Source organism: Blautia ammoniilytica, from assembly GCF_025566965.1.
GTDB classification, from domain to species: domain Bacteria; phylum Bacillota; class Clostridia; order Lachnospirales; family Lachnospiraceae; genus Blautia_A; species Blautia_A ammoniilytica.
The window spans coordinates 25,786-42,803 of record NZ_JAOQJL010000036.1; the positions used below are offsets into that span (position 1 = coordinate 25,786).

Consider the following 17,018-nt stretch of genomic DNA (forward strand, 5'->3'; position numbering starts at 1 on the left):
AGAAGGGGGATTAAGTTTATGCAGGAAAACAAGATGAGACAGCTGCTGGAAAAGGACAGTCCTACAATTTCCACCAGATTGTGGAGTGGATGGGGGGTTTTTACGGAAATGGTGGCTTTGACAGGGAATTTTGATTATGTAGAGCTGATCGCAGAATATGCCCCGCTGACAGAAAAAGATTTTGAAAATGTGGCTATGGCAGCGGAGCTTCATAATATTGGAAGCATGCTGAAGGTGGATTATCAGAATCATGGTTATGTAGCGCAGAAGGCGGTTGGCGCAGGGTTTCAGTCAATACTGTTTGCGGATCATCATACAGCAGAGGAAGTACGGGAGACTGTGCGTATCATGAAAGCAGACCAACTGGGAGAAGGCAGGTTCGGGTATCCAAACCGCAGATTTATCGGGGGCAGAACCCATCTGTCGCAGAAGGATCATGCAAAAAGAGTGAATGATGTGGTACTGGCATTCATGATCGAGAAAGCGGATGCAATGAATGAAATCGAAGAGATTTGTTCCATTCCAGGCGTGGATATGGTTCAGTTCGGCCCTTCGGATTACTGTCTGAGTCTGGGAAAAAACAGGGAAGAGTACGTGGAGGAATATAAAGCTGCAGAGAGAAAAATGATCAAAACAGCTCTTGCACATGGGGTTCATCCAAGGTGTGAGATCCAGACACCTGAGGAAGCACAGTATTATCTGGATCTGGGAGTAAGACATTTTTCACTGGGAGATCAGTTTAAGGTGATGCAGAAGTATCTGAAGGAAGAAGGCAGCAGGCTTCGCAGTCGGCTGGCTGAAATTTAAAAAGACAGGATAACAAGCAGGAGGAGAAAAAGATGAAACGTAAAATTTTATATGCACAGGATATGGCAGAATTAGGGAAGAATCTTGTAAAGGAAGCAGGATTTGAAATCGTAATGGCACCATCGGAGGATCCGGAGGTGATGAAAGAACTGATCCGTGATTGTGAAGCTGTGGTATCCAAAACATTTTTCCTTTCAGAGGATATTTTAAAAGAAGGCAAAAAGCTGCAGGTAGTGGCAAAGCATGGTGTTGGTATTGATAATGTGGTAGATCTGGCGACAGCAACAAAACTTGGCTTATATGTAGTAAATACGCCATTGGCCAACTCTGATTCCGTAGCAGAGAAAACCATTGCAGGAATCCTTGCTTTTTCACAGAAAATCGTAAAACAGCATCTTGCAACAAAGGCACTGGATTTTGAATCTCAGAACTGTGGCGGCATGCATGAGATCAAGGGCAAAACAATCGGTATCATCGGTCTTGGAAATATCGGACAGAGAGTGGCGAAAATAGCGGCCATGGGATTTTCTATGAAGGTGATCGGTTATGATCCTTTTGTAAATGCGGAAAAATTGCCGGATTACATCGAATATACAGAGGACATTAACAGGATTTATAAGGAGGCAGATTTTGTAACACTGCATCTTGGAGCAACTCCGCAGACCATTGGCATGATGGGAAAAGAGCAGTTTGACATGATGAAAGAAACTGCGGTGTTTGTAAATATTGCAAGAGGTGCGCTGGTGGTTGAACCGGAACTGGCAGAGGCTTTAAAAACAGGGAAAATCGCAGGAGCAGTACTGGATGTTTATTCTACAGAGCCGATGCTTCCGGATAATCCGCTTCTGGGACTGGATAATATTCTGTTTTCCCCACATTGTGCAGCCCTTACGGACGAGGCGGGCTCCAATATGAGCCGGGATGCGGCAAGAGGAATGGTAGAAGTGCTTACAGGTAAAAAGCCTACCTGGTGCATGAATTATGATGCGGTAAACCAGGTGAGGGAAAACCTTGGCAAGTGATACGGGGAGGAATGTCTATGAAGTATTTGGGAATCGACATAGGCAGCAGCTTTATAAAAGCAGTTTTGCTGGATCTTGATCAGTACAGGATGATATCCACAAGAAAAAGCAGATCGCCTCAAAAAGAGAAAAACTGTGATCCCAATATTTTTGAAATACCGGCAGAGGAAATGGTGGATACGGTCCGAACCCTGATCAATGGATATACTTCAGAATATAAGGATATTCAGGGCGTGCTTATTTCTACCCAGATGCATGGGTTTGTGTACAGCGTACCTGGAAGAAAAGACATGTACGTATCCTGGCAGGATATGCGGTGTATGAATCCTATGGAAGGATATGAAGGCTCTTATCTGGAATTTTTACAGGAGCAGATCTCACCGGAGGATATGCAGGAAAATGGGGTATACCTGAAACCTTCTCTTGGCATCTGCAACTTATATGCCATGCTGCAGGCTGACAAAAGCCTGCCTGGAGACGGGAAATTATATACATTGGGTTCCTACCTGATCCATGCGCTTACAGGTAATAATATCTGCCATGTTATGAATGCAGCGCCTATGGGGATCGTGAATGTAAAACAGCATTCTCTTGATTACAGGATCATGACTCTTATGGGAATGGAGAGGGTACAGCTTCCTGTTCTTGCAGAAGACGATTATCAGATATGCGGTACTTATCGTTCCAATGGATGTGAACTGAAAATACATCCGGATTATGGGGATATGCAGGTTGCGATTCTTGGAAGTGGTGTGCAAAGCGGAGATGCAGTGGCAAATGTGGCTACCGGTGCACAGGTGATCCGGCATGCTGAGGATTTTCACTGTGGTTCTTATGAAATAAGACCTTATTTTGAAAAGGGATATCTGTATACGATTTCCAATATGCCAGCCGGCCGGAACCTGGATGTACTGGTGAAATTTATCAGTGAATGTGCAGGGCTGGTTACAGGAAAAGAACCGGATATGGGAATTGTATGGGAAAAGATTCATTCGTGTCTGGGGGAGGCAGACCCGGAACTGAAGGTGGGAGCATCTTTTTACAAAAATCCGTATTTTCCGGATGGCGGTTATATATCAGGGATTACACACAGCAATTTACATATTGGCAATTTATTTATGGCTGCATTTGCAGATATGGCAGAAACATACTGGAAGTTTATAAGACAGCTGGGAGAAAGACCGGAAAATATCAGCCGTATTATCTGCTCTGGCGGCGTAAACTGGAAAACACCTCAGCTTCGATACAGTCTGGAGCAGATAAGCAAAAAGAAGTGCGTATTGTCCACAATGGCAGACGAAGCGCTTTCCGGAATGTATCAGCTGGCCATGGTATGCAGTGGAAAGTGTGCCAACCTGGAAGAATGCAGAAAATATCCATTGCAGGAGGAAAAGGATGAATTTAAAGGAGAGAGTTGAGAAAAATGAAATCCTGCTTGGTACGATGATTTCAGAACTGGGATGTCCTAACCTGATCCGAATGATGCAGACAGGAGGTTTTCAGTTCGTGATCATTGACGGGGAGCATGGCCCCTTTGATCTTACCCAGATGGCAGGTATGGTAGCGATTGGAAATGGAATTGGTATGCCGGTGATCATACGGATACCGGAAATTGATAGAGGGTTTATGACAAAGGCACTGGACATGGGGGCTGATGGTTTCCTGATCCCGATGGTCAATACTGCAGACGATGCCAGACAGTTGGTGGAATATGCCAAATATGCACCGGAAGGGAAGCGGGGGATTTCCACAACCAGGGCACATACCAATTATAATCCATGCGGACTTAGAGAATATATGAAGTCTGCCAACAGAAGGATTCTTCTGATGGCACAGATAGAAACGAAAGAAGCGGTGAAAAATGTGGAAGAGATTGCGGCTGTACCTGGAATTGATGTATTGATCGTGGGACCTTCCGATCTGTCTTCAGACCTTGGGGTACCGGGACAGCTGGACACACCTGTACTGCTGGAATGTGCAAAAAAAATTACAGATGTGGCTTTGAAAAACGGGAAAAAATGCGGAACTGTTTCTTCAAATGTGAAGTATCTTCATGCATGTGAGGATATGGGAATGAGCATTTTCAGTATGGGAAGTGAACTGGGAATGATTTTAAACGGAGCACGGGAAAGTATTACAGTTTTTAGAAAGAAGGAGCCAATATGATTATCTGCAGTTATGAAAATGTGATGAGTTATGAAAAGCTTCTTCCCTATCTTAAGAATGGTCTGGATTGTGTGGAAGAATTGAGAAAACAGGATTTTCCAACTGGCAAGTATTCCTTTGAGGGCGGCTATCTGATGGTGCAGAGAGGCAGCTGTAAGCCCTATGATCCGCAGGCATTTGAAACGCATCAGAAATACATTGATGTTCAGTATATGATCCAGGGCGGAGAAATTATTTATTATGCTGCCAGTAAAGATCTTATGCCTGTCGATGGATATAAAGAAAAAGAGGATATAGAGTTTTTTGAATGTACACCAGAAAAAGAAGTAGAGCTTACGATCAGTCCCGGCACAGTATGGGTGGCTTTTCCGGAAGATGGACATATGCCGATCCGTTATAAAGAAAAAGAAAATGAATATGTAAAAATCGTAATGAAATTACCGGTAAAAAAAGAGTAGTGACAACAAGGACAGAGGGCAGAGAATGGACGAGAAGAACAGAATGGAAGATACAAAATATTTTGAAGAGCTGAAGAAATACGATTCGCCTACAATTACAAATGTAATTGCCACATACCCTGAAAAACCGGAATTTTGTCTTGGCCTTTATGATCCATGGGAGGATTCCTGGTATACAAATGAAGAGACAAAGTGTATGTATCCAGAGCTGGGAAGACAGATCGGGTATGCGGTTACAGTTACCTTTGGACTTCCTGATAAGGAAAACGACCATATTACATTTAAGGATTTATATCAGGCACTGGCTGATTCACCAAAACCAACGATTTTATGTATCAAACAGGATTTTCCAGAGCGTCTGAAAAAGAAAAACGGGCTTGCTGGCGGAAATATGATGACTGCCTTTAAGTCATTAGGATGTGTCGGGGTGATTTCAGACGGACCGTCCAGAGATGTGGATGAGGTAAGAAATCTGGGGATACAGTACATGCTGACAGGTGTGACCGCCGGGCACGGTCCTTTTGCCATCAAGGCTATTAATACAACCGTAAATATCTGTGACATGGAAGTAAATCCTGGCGAGATCATTCACATGGATGAAAATGGAGCAGTGAAATTTCCTGCAAAATATCTGGCTGAGGTAGCCAGAAGATCTCAGATCCTGAATCAGTATGAAAGCAGAAAACAGCAGCTGTTTGCCGTGAATAATGATCCGGATGTGATGTATGAAATAAAAAAGGGCACTTATCAGGAAAAAGGTAAATGGTATATGGATATCTGATCATGTCTGGATAGGCAGGCGGAGATTGGTTTGGGAGGGAAGTGTGACATGAAAATAGTAGTATTAGACGGATATACGGAAAATCCCGGAGATATCAGCTGGGAGCCGTTGGAAAAGCTGGGGGAGCTGAAGGTATATGACAGAATAGCTTATGAAGAATCGGATCTGATTCCGGAAAGGATCGGCGATGCCCAGATTGTTGTCATAAATAAAACCCCTATCAGCAGGAAAACCATAGATAGGTGTCCTGGAATCAAGGCAATTGCAGTACTGGCTACCGGCTATAATGTGGTGGATTATGAATATGCAAAGGAAAAAGGAATTCCGGTGTTGAATGTTCCGGTTTATGGAACGGATAATGTAAGTCAGTTTGCAGTAGGACTTTTGTTGGAATTGTGTTCTCATATAGGGCTTCACAGCCAGACTGTAAAAAACGGAGAGTGGGCAGACAATGCAGACTGGTGCTACTGGAAAACACCGCTTGTGGAGGTTTCCGGCAAAACAGCAGGTATTATCGGTCTTGGACGCATTGGAGTTAATACAGCCAGGATTTTGAATGCAATGAATGTGCATGTGCTGGCATATGATACATTTGAAAGTGAAGCAGGGAAACAGCAGGCCGAATATACCAGTCTGGATGAACTTCTGGAAAGATCAGACTTTATTTTCCTTCATTGTCCTCTTTTCCCGGCGACTCATGAAATTATCAATAAAGATAATATTGCAAAAATGAAAGATGGTGTATTTATTATCAATAACAGCCGGGGAGCACTGATCAATGAAGAGGATCTGTATGAGGCTCTGCAAAGCGGAAAGGTAGGTGCAGCAGCTGTAGATGTTGTATCAACTGAACCAATCCGTGAAGATAATATTCTTCTTAAGGCTCCGAACTGTATCATTACACCTCATATTTCCTGGGCAACGAAGGAAGCGCGGGAAAGGATCATGCAGACCACTGCAGAAAACATCCGATCAGTACTGGACGGAAATCCGGTAAATGTTGTGAATTTGTAATAAAGAATTTTATTTATAATTTGTAGTAATAAAAGACCTTTCCATAATCAGATAGATGTGGGAGGGCCTTTTTTACATAAAATAGATGATAAAAAAGATATAATTTTATTGACTTTAAGATAAGGAGAAGATACAATGCATGGTATCAAATGATACCTTATGGAGGGCGAATTGACTTACGAAATAAAGACTCGAATAGAGAGCGAGCTGGAAGTTAAAGCTTACCTTCAGAATTTAAGATTTGCACTTAACAATGGGCAAAGATTAATTTTCAGGTCAAAAGATATGTGGATACGAACAGAGATGAAAGATATACAAATCAGTATACAGTCAATATGTTATTTCCAAATGAAAATCCGCTAGATGCATTAAAAAGAGAATTATTAAAACTTTCTGTGGAAGATTACATGCGGACTGTAAAAGATATCCGTTTTCCTAAGAGAAGTGAAATGCGGGAATTTGGAAAGATTTACAACGATACAGATGATGTATATATAAAAATACGAGTTGAGCTTTTGGGAATGTATGGGAGTACGACAACATTTGTGATGTCTTTTCATTTTGCAGAAAAAGCATTTATTCCAGCGATGTTTCCATATAAAAAGCAGTAGGAGGTTTTCGTGAATATGAAGATTGTTAAAAGTGAAAAGTGTCTATGTGTATGCTGCATGGAAGTTCATGAAGTAAAGACAGTCCTTGTCAGAGAACAGGTTACCTTTAAACAGAGAAAAGTTGATTATGACGCACTTTATCAGTATTGTGATAATTCAGATGAATTATATATGAATGAACAACAGATACAGGAAAATGATATGCGTCTTAAGAACGCATACAGAAAAAAGGAAGGACTTTTGACAGCGGATGAGATGTGTGCAATCAGAGCAAAATACAGTATTAGCCAAAAAGATCTATGTACTTTACTGGGATGGGGTGGGAAGACCATTACACGTTATGAAAGTCATCAGGTTCAAGACAAAGCTCATGATACAATTTTAAAAAAGATAGATGAGGACCCAGAGTGGTTTATTATTTTACTAAATGATGCAAGGGAATATTTATCGGCAGAAGCATATCAGAAATATCTGAGTGTTGCGACTACGCTATATGAAGAAAATCGAGATGCATATTTAAGAAAAGCTATTGAAGCCGGTTATGCAAAATTTCAGGGAAATCAACTTTTACATGGCAATACGGAACTGTCTCTGGACAAAGTGGTCGATACGATAAGATATTTTGCGGCATCAGAGAAAGTTACGAATTTATATAAAGTAAAATTAATGAAGTTAATGTGGTATGCAGATGCGTTGGCATATAAAATACGGGGGAGTGCAATTACAGGGTTAGTATATCAGGCATTGCCGATGGGAGCGGTGCCGGTAGGACATAATTCGATTATTGACTTAAAAGTTGTACCATGTGAAGAAGTAGATATGGGAGAAACAAATGCATACCATTTTTCATTAAAAGGAAAGCAGAAGTTTTTAGCACTATCAGATGAAGAAAAGAATATTATAGACATTGTTATAGAAAAATTAGGAAAGATGACAAAAAATGAGATTGTTGCATTTATGCACGCGGAAAAGGCATATATTATGACAGTACCCAGACATGCGATAGAATTTAAGTATGCTGAATTTTTGCAAATATGAAAAATATAAAAATCTCTCCAGAATAAAACAAAATAAAAGAAAATCATAAAAACCTATTGACAAAGTAGGAAATGGCCGCTATAATCAGAAACATCAAATACGTAATTCATATATGATAACTAGGAAAAGGAAGGCCGGACGCAGCACCAGGCCAGTCCAAGCGGCATAGCCGGTGTCAGGTAGAAAAGGAGAATGATTATGGCAAAGATTAATAAGAGCATTTTAGATCTGATTGGAAACACACCTCTTCTGGAGGCTGAGAATATTGAGCGGGCAGAAGGACTTGAGGCAACTGTGCTGCTGAAGCTTGAATATTTTAATCCGGCAGGTAGCGTAAAGGATCGTATTGCAAGAGCAATGATCGAAGATGCAGAGAAGACAGGCGCACTGAAGAAGGGTTCTACGATCATTGAGCCGACTTCAGGAAATACAGGGATCGGCCTTGCTGCCATTGCAGCATCCAAAGGATACAGGATCATCCTGACCATGCCGGAAACAATGAGTGTTGAGAGACGTAACATTCTGAAAGCATATGGAGCTGAGATCGTACTTACAGATGGTACAAAAGGTATGACTGGCGCTATTGCGAAAGCAAATGAACTGGCAAAAGAGATTCCGGACAGCTTTATCCCGGGACAGTTTGTAAATCCTGTAAATCCGAAAGCTCATATTGCAACAACAGGTCCTGAGATCTGGAATGATACAGACGGACAGGTAGATATTTTTGTAGCAGGTGTTGGCACAGGCGGCACACTGACTGGTGTTGGTGAATACCTGAAGAGCCAGAAGCCAGAGGTTAAGATTGTGGCTGTTGAGCCTGCAACCTCTCCGGTTCTTTCCGAGGGAAAAGCCGGTCCGCATAAGATCCAGGGTATTGGCGCCGGATTTGTTCCGGATATCCTGAACACCAAGATTTATGATGAAGTGATCAAGGTAGAAAATGAGGATGCTTTTGAAACATCCAGAAAGCTGACTAAGAATGAAGGAATCCTTACCGGTATTTCCTCAGGTGCAGCCCTGTATGCAGCTATTTTGCTGGCCAAACGTCCGGAGAACAAAGGAAAAACCATCGTTGCCCTTCTTCCGGACAGTGGTGACAGATATTATTCTACACCATTATTTACAAAATAATTACGGAGGCATGGTATGAAGATATCTACCAAAGGCAGGTATGCCCTTCGTCTGATGCTGGATCTTGCCAGCAATGATTCGGGAACACCGATCCGTTTGAAAGATGTGGCAAAGAGGCAGGGAATTTCCGAAAAATATCTGGAACAGATAATTTCTATATTAAATAAAGCCGGATTTGTCAGAAGCGTGCGAGGTCCCCAGGGCGGTTATTCTTTATCCAGAACACCGGCAGATTATACGGTTGGTATGATACTCAGGCTTACAGAAGGCAGTCTTTGCCCGGTTGACTGTGCTGCTGAAGAAAATGGCAGCTGTGACAGGGAAGACACCTGCGTCACACGTATGCTGTGGAAGAAGCTAGATGATGCCATCAGTAGTGTGGTAGATCATGTAAGTCTGGAGGAACTTCTTTCCTGGCAGAACGCCAGAGCAGACGATTATGTGATTTAACATTTTTATAAGATAATTGAAAACTCCCCTGTACAGGTATTGTACCTGACTGGGGAGTTTTATGCATTATAGTTCATGATGAAAGAAGTAAATATTTCCATATGAAATGTAGGCAATTAGTTTGTCGAATTTGATAATATTTGGAAAACAACAAACATTTGACGAAATTTTGACTCTGGGGTATCATTGAAATACAAGTAAATCGCAGACAACAGGAGATTCTTATGAATGTTAAAAATAGTATTTCTGAGTCAATGAATGCGATACGAGGAAAAGAATCAAAAGATCAGTCGGCCAAGAGTATTTTTTCATATAAGCCGATCATGAGCAATATTCTTAAATATACTGTAGAGGAATATAAAAACTGTTCCCTGGAAGAAATCATGGAATGTATTGAAGGAGATACGATACAAACCGGCACAGCGTTAATTGAAGAAGACATGGCGAAAACGATACGGGGAGAAAGAAATGAGTTACATACCACTGATGAAGCTGCTGCAACATTTGACATTCTGGTAATCAGGAAAAAGTATTATCATATATTCCAGATCCGGACAATGAAGTATGCCAAAAGGAGGTGGCGGATATGCTAAGTATGGTGGCTTATGCCAAAGAGCAGGGAGAGAAAAAAGGGAAAAAGATAGGTAAAGAGCAGGGAGAGAAGATAGGTGAAAATCGTTTGGGAATGCTTATGAATATCCTCTTGAAAAATAAAAAGTATTCTGATGCAGAAAGAGCTTCTGAGGATAAAGAATATCGAGAAAAGCTATATAAAGAATATGGATTATAATTTGTTTTCCAAATAACCGGATAAAAACGGAAATGCAAGAAAAAAGAGTCCCAAGGGGCTCTTTTTTTATGCTTTGAAAGAGATTCTACTGCAAGCGTACAAACACAGAACTTTACTTTCTCTCAATTTCTTTTACATGTATTTAACAAAACTACGCTTTTTCCTTTTACAAAGGGCATCTACAATAGCACCTGTAAATGAGGCAACAGGAAAAATTAAATAAAGCGAATCAAGAAAGAGGAGAAAGATTATCATGAAGAAAAAAATCGCAGCAGTTTTAACAGCAGCAGTATTAGGAGCTACAGCATTTGCAGGTACAGTAAGCGCAGCAAGCGGAGATATCACCGTTGTATCCCGTGAGGATGGTTCCGGTACAAGAGGCGCATTTATCGAACTGTTCGGAATAGAAGAAAAACAGGGTGATGAGAAGGTAGATATGACTACAGAGGAAGCAAGCATCACAAACAGCACATCTGTTATGATGACAACCGTTGCTGGTGATGAGAATGCAATTGGATACATTTCTCTTGGATCTCTGGATGACACAGTAAAGGCTGTAAAGATCGACGGTGCAGAAGCCAGCGTAGAGAATGTATCTGACGGTTCTTACAAAGTATCTCGTCCGTTCAACATCATTACAGGCGATTCTGTAAGTGATGCAGCTCAGGATTTTATTAACTACATTATGAGCGCAGACGGACAGCAGATCATCGAGGATAATGGATATATTAAAGTAGATGCAGAAGCTAAAGCTTATGAGAGCGCAGCACCATCCGGAAAAATTGTTGTAGCAGGATCTTCTTCTGTAACACCAGTAATGGAGAAACTTGCTGAGGCTTATCAGGCAGCAAACAAAGACGTAACAGTAGAGGTACAGCAGAGCGATTCCACAACAGGTATCACATCTGCAAAAGAAGGTATCTGTGACATTGGTATGGCATCCCGTGATCTGAAAGATGAGGAGAAAGATGGTCTTACTGCACAGGAAATCGCAAGAGATGGTATTGCAGTAATCGTAAACAAAGACAATGATGTAGATGAGCTTACCAGCGATCAGGTAAAATCCATTTTCACAGGCGAGACAACTACCTGGGATGATCTGGCGAAATAAAAATCCTTGATATCACAAGCGAAACGGCGTCGGTGCTTTGGAAATAACAGGGCATCGGCGTTGTAACATGTAACTGTATCTATGAAAAAAGACAGGTGTATTTATGAATCGAGTAAAAGAAAAAGGCATGAAGATGGTATTTCTGATCGCTGCATGCACTTCTGTTCTGGCAGTACTTCTGATCTGTATTTTTTTGTTTGCCAATGGACTCCCTACCATTGCACAGATCGAACCATTAAAGTTTCTGTTTGGACAGGAATGGAAACCTTCTAACAACAAATTCGGAATCCTTCCAATGATCGTTGCCAGTATTTATGTTACTGGTGGAGCAATTCTGGTAGGAGTTCCTATTGCGGTTTTAACATCCGTATTTATGGCCAGATATTGTCCCAAAAGGATTTATGGTGTTTTGAAATCAGGGATTGAATTGATGGCCGGAATCCCATCCATCGTATATGGATTTTTTGGACTTGTACTGATCGTTCCTTTGATCCGGGACGTATTCGGCGGACCTGGAGCCAGCATGCTGGCTGCAATTATTCTGCTTGGGATCATGATCCTACCTACCATTGTAGGTGTGACAGAAGCAGCCATCCGGGGGGTACCGGAAAGCTATTATGAAGGGTCGCTTGCCCTTGGAGCTACAAAAGAAAGAAGCATATATGCGGTTATGCTTCCGGCGGCAAAATCAGGAATCCTGGCAGGTATTGTACTGGGGATCGGCCGTGCCATCGGAGAAACCATGGCAGTGGTAATGATTGCCGGAAATCAGCCCAGAATGCCAAAAGGCTTGCTGAAAGGTGTGCGTACAATGACAATGAATATTGTAACAGATATGGGGTATGCAACCGGATTGCACAGGCAGGCACTGATCGCAACGGCTGTTGTGTTGTTTGTATTTATTCTGATCATAAATCTCAGCCTTTCTCTGCTGAACAGGAGGAGCGAAAATGAAGGGTGATGCAGCAATGACGATAGGAGGTTCTATGGCTTATACAAGGACGAAGCCAGCAAAACCTAAATATATTGGATCAAAAATCCTGAAATTTTTAACGATCCTGGCAGCAGGTATAACCTTTGCAGTGTTATTATTCCTGATCGCATATATCCTGGTAAAAGGAGTTCCTTATCTGAATAAGGATCTGTTTTCCTTCACATATACATCCGATAATGTTTCACTTGTTCCGGCGCTGATCAATACCTTTATCATGACAATCGTATCATTGGCAATTGCTGCACCGCTGGGGATTTTTGCAGCAATCTATCTGGTAGAATATGCAAAAAAAGGAAGTCGTCTTGTGAATGTGATCCGTATTACGGCAGAAACACTTTCCGGTATTCCATCCATTGTATTCGGTCTGTTTGGTATGCTGTTTTTTGTAACAGCATTGAAGTGGAAAATGTCCCTGCTTGCAGGTGCATTTACGATGGTGATCATGATCCTTCCACTGATCATGCGTACATCAGAGGAAGCATTAAAATCAGTTCCTGATTCCTACCGGGAAGCCAGTTTTGGCCTTGGTGCAGGAAAGCTTCGGACGATATTTACTATTGTACTCCCTTCTGCAGTTCCAGGGATCCTGGCAGGTGTGATCCTTGCAGTAGGAAGAGTAGTTGGTGAGACAGCTGCGCTGATCTATACCTCCGGTACACTTCCGAAAATTCCGGACAGCCTGATGGGCTCAGGACGTACTCTGGCTCTTCATATGTATGTACTTTCCTGTGAAGGTCTTCACATGAACCAGGCAGCAGCAACGGCTGTGATCATTTTGTTATTTGTAATGCTTATTAACTGGCTGTCCGGCTGTGTGGCAAAAAGGATAGCGAAAGGATAATTTTATGAGTGAAAAAACGAAAATCCAGATCAGTAATATGGATCTGCATTATGGCAATTTCCATGCGCTAAAGAATATCAATATGGAAATACCTGAGAAGGAAATAACCGCATTTATCGGCCCCAGCGGCTGTGGAAAATCTACGTTGTTAAAGTCCCTGAACAGGATGAATGATCTGGTAGAAGGATGTAAGATTACAGGAAAAGTAGAACTGGATGGACAGGATATTTACGGAGATATGGATGTGAATCTGCTGCGAAAAAGAGTAGGTATGGTTTTCCAGAAGCCCAATCCTTTCCCTATGAGTATTTATGATAATATTGCCTATGGACCAAGAACACATGGGATCCGTTCCAAGGCAAAACTGGATGAGATCGTGGAAAAATCCCTGCGTGATGCAGCAATCTGGGACGAGGTTAAGGACAGATTGAAAAAGAGCGCACTGGGGATGTCCGGTGGCCAGCAGCAGCGTCTTTGTATTGCAAGAGCTCTGGCAGTGCAGCCGGAAGTTCTTCTTATGGATGAGCCTACTTCTGCGCTGGATCCTATTTCTACTTCAAGGATTGAGGAACTGGCAATGGAATTAAAGAAGGACTATACCATTGTGATCGTTACACATAATATGCAGCAGGCAACCAGAATTTCCGACAAAACAGGATTCTTCTTACTAGGCGAAGTGGTAGAGTTTGCCAAGACACAGAAGCTGTTTTCCATGCCTCAGGATAAGAGAACAGAGGACTATATTACAGGAAGGTTTGGTTAAAGACTATGGGAACGCATTTTGAAAGAAAGCTGGAAGAATTGCATGCACAGATGATCGCAATTGGAAATCTGTGCGAACAGGCGATTACTCTTTCCGCAGAAGCTGTTCGTGGAGGCGGGAATCAGGTCGTCCGTCAGGTATTTGAAACGGATCGGGATATTGACGCAAAAGAGCGCGAGATTGAAGGACAATGCATGAAACTGCTGCTTCTTCAGCAGCCGGTTGCCGGAGATCTTCGGCGGATCTCAGCTGCACTTCGTATGGTGGCAGATATGGAAAGAATCGGAGATCAGGCTGCGGATATTGCAGATCTGGCACTTCATATGGATACTGCAGCAGTAAAGGTGTCCGCAGATATTGCAGGAATCGCAGATGCTACGGTACATATGGTTCAGGGAAGCATTGAAGCTTTTGTGGACATGGATCTTAAAAAGAGCAGATATGTGATCAACAGTGATGACATTGTGGACAATGCTTTCAATGAGATCAAGGAGAATCTGGCGGATCAGATCTACGGAAAAAAGCTTGATGCGCGTACTGGTCTGGATATTCTTATGACTGCAAAATATTTTGAGAGGATTGGTGATCATGCCGTGAATATTGCTGAATGGGTGGAGTTTGCCATTACAGGAGAGCACAGAAATAACGAGCATGAGTATGATTTTGAAAAAGAGATGGCTGCTTTTATGAAATAATTCATGAAGCAACTATCTGTCTATAATTTGTTAAGGGTTTTGACCCTATCCCCTATAGGGAGCTGCTGCATGAAAACGTGGCAGCTCTTTTTGGCGTTTAAGGGAGTTTTCCGGTTTTGGCAATGACAAAATCGGAAATATCATAATTTATAAGAAAATATATAGTAAAATAGAGAAAAGACTGACTGAAGGAAAAGGAGGGTATGATTATTGAGAATGAAAAAAGGAAGATGGCTGCACAGGCTGGCAGTGGTTTTGGGAACAGCGGCAGCAGCAGTGATGCTGACCCAGGTTCCGGCAGCTGCAAGAGATCTCATATGTAAGGAAGATACTACTTACAAGATCAATGCAACAGAGATAAGGACAGTGGATTTTATAAGCGGACCGATTATGCCGGGGGATACCCTGAAGGTGCAGGGAAAGCAGGAGATTTTTCCAGCAGGCAATGGCACACCTGAATCTGTACAACAGATTGTTGCCATGGATGTTGCAGAATACTGGTACTATCCCAAGGAAAGTGTGGCTACAGGGCCGTTTACTAATCATTTTGTTACAGAGCATCCAAGCGATGGATATAAAGCAGGGATTGTAAATGCGCAATTGCTTGAAGCACTGAAAGGGCTGGAATTTGTCACAACTAAGATTTACAACCGACAGGGAGAGTATGTAGAGGTGATTTCCGGGTTTGTGAATAATACAGGAAAAATTCTTCGGGTAGCTGCCAACGGAGAAGGGCCAGCCTGTAACAATATGGGGGCACTGAATGAATTTGATGGCGAGGGGAACTGTATACGAACTTATAATCTTAGAGCCAAGGGCATGATTGTAAGGATTTATGAGCCGGAGTGTGATCTTACTTATGATCTGGATGGTGGAAGTCTGCAGGGCAAAACAAATCCGTCTACTTATACAGTTGCCACTCTGGAGCCATATTCTGTAAAAATCTGGGGGCCTGTAAAGGAAGGCTTTCATTGTACAAGCATGGGAACTTCTGACGGACGTTCCTCTCTGTTTGGTAATGATTTTACAAAGGGCATAGAGAATGGCCAGAGATATTTTATTCATGAATACTGGCCGGGATATTTCGGATATGCTGGTGGAACAGGGCAAAACAGAGATTTCTGGTTCAGCTTTAATAAGGGCTATACCGCTGTATTCCATGGGAACGGCGGCACAGTGAACGGATTGGATACCTGGATCAGCGAAGTGGATCGGGATAAAGACTCAACCTGGCCTTATAAGTATACGGATGTGAATTTTACACCGGTGAGAGCAGGGTATCAGTTTGAGGGCTGGTACCTGGATGAGAATTTTGACCAGAAGTTCTACGGCTTCCAGGATGACCGGACTTATGATACGACCGGACATGCTGACTGGAAGATTCCGTTCTGGACCACCCGGTCTGATTATATTACAGATCTGTATGCCAAGTGGTCTGGTGGTACTGAGCCGATGCCTAGCACAGCACCGTTGCCGTCAGAAGCACCGACGCCAAGCACAGCACCGTTGCCGTCAGAAGCACCAACGCCTAGTACAGCACCAACGCCTACCAAGGCACCGGAGCAAAGTGTAACACCGGGAAATACACAGACACCAACACCTACAGCTGCGCCTGCTCTTCCTAAGAAGGGAAGCCAGCATAAGGTGAAAGGGCTGATTTACAAGGTGACAGCATCCACAGCTTCCAAAAAGACTGTGACGGTGATGCGTCCTGTGAAGAAAACAGAGAAAAAGATCACCATTCCTGCATATGTAAAGCTTGGCAGCTATACATATCAGGTTACGTCTATCAATGCAAAAGCATTCAGAAATAATAAAAGGCTTGTGCAAGTAACAATAGGAGCGAAGATCACAAAGATCGGCCGACAGGCTTTTGAGGGCTGCAAAAACCTGAAGAAGATCACCATCAGATCCAAAGCAGTGAAGAAGATTGAGGTAAATGCCTTCCGTAAGGTGAAGAAGGGAGCAAAGATCTACGTTCCAAAAGCAAAATACAAAGCATACAAAAAGTACTTAAAGGCTGCAAAGATCACAAAGGATATTAAGGTTATCCGTAAATAACTCTTTCTCAAATATTATATCAGCTGGGAGTCAATCCCCCAGCTGATATAACCTCCGGCAGGATTGCAGAGGTGCGCAGGAGAAGTATGTCATGCAATTGCATGACGCGCACCTCGCAGCAAGAATGCCGAGGCATTCTTGAAAAACAGAGCTGTTTCCAGGGCTGAGGAAGCAGCTCTGTTTGCGTACGGCTTTAGCCTGTTCAAAATGTCTACGCAGCGTGTAGGCATTTTGAACTATAACCCACCTGCTTCGCGGGTGGTGACCCATTGTTATACGCAAAAA

General features: G+C 42.5%; 19 protein-coding genes. All 19 read left to right on the plus strand.

The genetic code is table 11. The features are described from left to right. The first annotated feature begins 18 nt into the window (after window positions 1-18). The 19 genes from OCV61_RS14855 to OCV61_RS14945 all read left to right on the plus strand — a co-directional run bounded on the left by OCV61_RS14855 (window position 19) and on the right by OCV61_RS14945 (window position 16,733). Entirely contained in the window at window positions 19-807 is a 789-nt protein-coding gene (locus OCV61_RS14855; protein WP_158422475.1) for an HpcH/HpaI aldolase family protein, read from the plus strand. Between the two features lie 32 nt (window positions 808-839). Continuing rightward, complete coding sequence (locus OCV61_RS14860) at window positions 840-1,829, plus strand: hydroxyacid dehydrogenase (protein ID WP_158422476.1); 990 nt, start codon at window positions 840-842, stop codon at window positions 1,827-1,829. Between the two features lie 17 nt (window positions 1,830-1,846). After that, a complete protein-coding gene (locus OCV61_RS14865) occupies window positions 1,847-3,247 on the plus strand; it encodes a sedoheptulokinase (protein ID WP_262583119.1) in 1,401 nt (466 codons plus the stop codon). Continuing rightward, a complete protein-coding gene (locus OCV61_RS14870) occupies window positions 3,225-3,995 on the plus strand; it encodes an HpcH/HpaI aldolase family protein (protein WP_158422478.1) in 771 nt (256 codons plus the stop codon). Before OCV61_RS14865 ends, OCV61_RS14870 begins: the two co-directional genes overlap by 23 nt. After that, entirely contained in the window at window positions 3,992-4,453 is a 462-nt protein-coding gene (locus tag OCV61_RS14875; protein WP_158422479.1) for a NanQ anomerase/TabA/YiaL family protein, read from the plus strand. Before OCV61_RS14870 ends, OCV61_RS14875 begins: the two co-directional genes overlap by 4 nt. Window positions 4,454-4,478: 25 nt before the next feature. Then, on the plus strand, window positions 4,479-5,234 hold the full coding sequence (locus OCV61_RS14880; RefSeq protein ID WP_158422480.1) for an RraA family protein: 756 nt from the start codon (window positions 4,479-4,481) through the stop codon (window positions 5,232-5,234). Between the two features lie 48 nt (window positions 5,235-5,282). Beyond that, window positions 5,283-6,248 carry a D-2-hydroxyacid dehydrogenase gene (locus OCV61_RS14885; RefSeq protein WP_158422481.1) on the plus strand — a complete coding sequence of 322 codons (966 nt, stop codon included), beginning with the start codon at window positions 5,283-5,285 and terminating at the stop codon, window positions 6,246-6,248. Window positions 6,249-6,535: 287 nt separating this feature from the next. Next, on the plus strand, window positions 6,536-6,859 hold the full coding sequence (locus OCV61_RS14890) for a hypothetical protein (protein ID WP_262583120.1): 324 nt from the start codon (window positions 6,536-6,538) through the stop codon (window positions 6,857-6,859). Between the two features lie 57 nt (window positions 6,860-6,916). Continuing rightward, window positions 6,917-7,897: a type II TA system antitoxin MqsA family protein gene (locus tag OCV61_RS14895; RefSeq protein ID WP_158422482.1), complete on the plus strand. Its 981-nt coding sequence runs from the start codon at window positions 6,917-6,919 to the stop codon at window positions 7,895-7,897. A gap of 198 nt (window positions 7,898-8,095) precedes the next feature. Further along, complete coding sequence (gene cysK / locus OCV61_RS14900; RefSeq protein WP_158422483.1) at window positions 8,096-9,028, plus strand: cysteine synthase A; 933 nt, start codon at window positions 8,096-8,098, stop codon at window positions 9,026-9,028. Between the two features lie 15 nt (window positions 9,029-9,043). Continuing rightward, the gene (locus OCV61_RS14905; protein ID WP_158422484.1) at window positions 9,044-9,478 is read left to right on the plus strand and encodes an RrF2 family transcriptional regulator; all 435 of its coding nucleotides are present in this window, start codon (window positions 9,044-9,046) and stop codon (window positions 9,476-9,478) included. 224 nt (window positions 9,479-9,702) lie between these two features. Beyond that, window positions 9,703-10,071, plus strand: a complete 369-nt coding sequence (locus tag OCV61_RS14910) for a hypothetical protein (protein WP_158422485.1) — start codon at window positions 9,703-9,705, stop codon at window positions 10,069-10,071. After that, window positions 10,065-10,268, plus strand: coding sequence for a hypothetical protein (locus tag OCV61_RS14915; RefSeq protein WP_158422486.1), 204 nt, complete (start codon window positions 10,065-10,067; stop codon window positions 10,266-10,268). Before OCV61_RS14910 ends, OCV61_RS14915 begins: the two co-directional genes overlap by 7 nt. A gap of 253 nt (window positions 10,269-10,521) precedes the next feature. Beyond that, window positions 10,522-11,379: a substrate-binding domain-containing protein gene (locus tag OCV61_RS14920; RefSeq protein WP_158422487.1), complete on the plus strand. Its 858-nt coding sequence runs from the start codon at window positions 10,522-10,524 to the stop codon at window positions 11,377-11,379. A gap of 103 nt (window positions 11,380-11,482) precedes the next feature. Continuing rightward, window positions 11,483-12,340 (plus strand): phosphate ABC transporter permease subunit PstC, encoded by an 858-nt coding sequence (gene pstC, locus OCV61_RS14925; RefSeq protein ID WP_158422488.1) that lies wholly within the window; start codon window positions 11,483-11,485, stop codon window positions 12,338-12,340. A 25-nt stretch (window positions 12,341-12,365) separates the two neighbouring features. Beyond that, window positions 12,366-13,214, plus strand: coding sequence for a phosphate ABC transporter permease PstA (pstA, locus tag OCV61_RS14930; protein WP_158422492.1), 849 nt, complete (start codon window positions 12,366-12,368; stop codon window positions 13,212-13,214). 4 nt (window positions 13,215-13,218) lie between these two features. Beyond that, window positions 13,219-13,977, plus strand: coding sequence for a phosphate ABC transporter ATP-binding protein PstB (pstB, locus tag OCV61_RS14935; RefSeq protein WP_158422489.1), 759 nt, complete (start codon window positions 13,219-13,221; stop codon window positions 13,975-13,977). A gap of 5 nt (window positions 13,978-13,982) precedes the next feature. Next, entirely contained in the window at window positions 13,983-14,672 is a 690-nt protein-coding gene (phoU, locus tag OCV61_RS14940) for a phosphate signaling complex protein PhoU (RefSeq protein ID WP_158422490.1), read from the plus strand. A 216-nt stretch (window positions 14,673-14,888) separates the two neighbouring features. Further along, window positions 14,889-16,733, plus strand: coding sequence for a leucine-rich repeat protein (locus OCV61_RS14945; protein ID WP_262583125.1), 1,845 nt, complete (start codon window positions 14,889-14,891; stop codon window positions 16,731-16,733). Window positions 16,734-17,018 lie beyond the last annotated feature (285 nt).

Excerpts from the sequence above, each read along its gene's own strand:
- OCV61_RS14855 (WP_158422475.1), top strand. The coding sequence starts at position 19 with ATGCAGGAAAACAAGATGAGACAGCTGCTGGAAAAGGACAGTCCTACA.
- OCV61_RS14860 (WP_158422476.1), top strand. The coding sequence starts at position 840 with ATGAAACGTAAAATTTTATATGCACAGGATATGGCAGAATTAGGGAAG.
- OCV61_RS14865 (WP_262583119.1), top strand. The coding sequence starts at position 1,847 with ATGAAGTATTTGGGAATCGACATAGGCAGCAGCTTTATAAAAGCAGTT.
- OCV61_RS14870 (WP_158422478.1), top strand. The coding sequence starts at position 3,225 with ATGAATTTAAAGGAGAGAGTTGAGAAAAATGAAATCCTGCTTGGTACG.
- OCV61_RS14875 (WP_158422479.1), top strand. The coding sequence starts at position 3,992 with ATGATTATCTGCAGTTATGAAAATGTGATGAGTTATGAAAAGCTTCTT.
- OCV61_RS14880 (WP_158422480.1), top strand. The coding sequence starts at position 4,479 with ATGGACGAGAAGAACAGAATGGAAGATACAAAATATTTTGAAGAGCTG.
- OCV61_RS14885 (WP_158422481.1), top strand. The coding sequence starts at position 5,283 with ATGAAAATAGTAGTATTAGACGGATATACGGAAAATCCCGGAGATATC.
- OCV61_RS14895 (WP_158422482.1), top strand. The coding sequence starts at position 6,917 with ATGGAAGTTCATGAAGTAAAGACAGTCCTTGTCAGAGAACAGGTTACC.
- cysK (WP_158422483.1), top strand. The coding sequence starts at position 8,096 with ATGGCAAAGATTAATAAGAGCATTTTAGATCTGATTGGAAACACACCT.
- OCV61_RS14905 (WP_158422484.1), top strand. The coding sequence starts at position 9,044 with ATGAAGATATCTACCAAAGGCAGGTATGCCCTTCGTCTGATGCTGGAT.
- OCV61_RS14910 (WP_158422485.1), top strand. The coding sequence starts at position 9,703 with ATGAATGTTAAAAATAGTATTTCTGAGTCAATGAATGCGATACGAGGA.
- OCV61_RS14915 (WP_158422486.1), top strand. The coding sequence starts at position 10,065 with ATGCTAAGTATGGTGGCTTATGCCAAAGAGCAGGGAGAGAAAAAAGGG.
- OCV61_RS14920 (WP_158422487.1), top strand. The coding sequence starts at position 10,522 with ATGAAGAAAAAAATCGCAGCAGTTTTAACAGCAGCAGTATTAGGAGCT.
- pstC (WP_158422488.1), top strand. The coding sequence starts at position 11,483 with ATGAATCGAGTAAAAGAAAAAGGCATGAAGATGGTATTTCTGATCGCT.
- pstA (WP_158422492.1), top strand. The coding sequence starts at position 12,366 with ATGGCTTATACAAGGACGAAGCCAGCAAAACCTAAATATATTGGATCA.
- pstB (WP_158422489.1), top strand. The coding sequence starts at position 13,219 with ATGAGTGAAAAAACGAAAATCCAGATCAGTAATATGGATCTGCATTAT.
- phoU (WP_158422490.1), top strand. The coding sequence starts at position 13,983 with ATGGGAACGCATTTTGAAAGAAAGCTGGAAGAATTGCATGCACAGATG.
- OCV61_RS14945 (WP_262583125.1), top strand. The coding sequence starts at position 14,889 with ATGAAAAAAGGAAGATGGCTGCACAGGCTGGCAGTGGTTTTGGGAACA.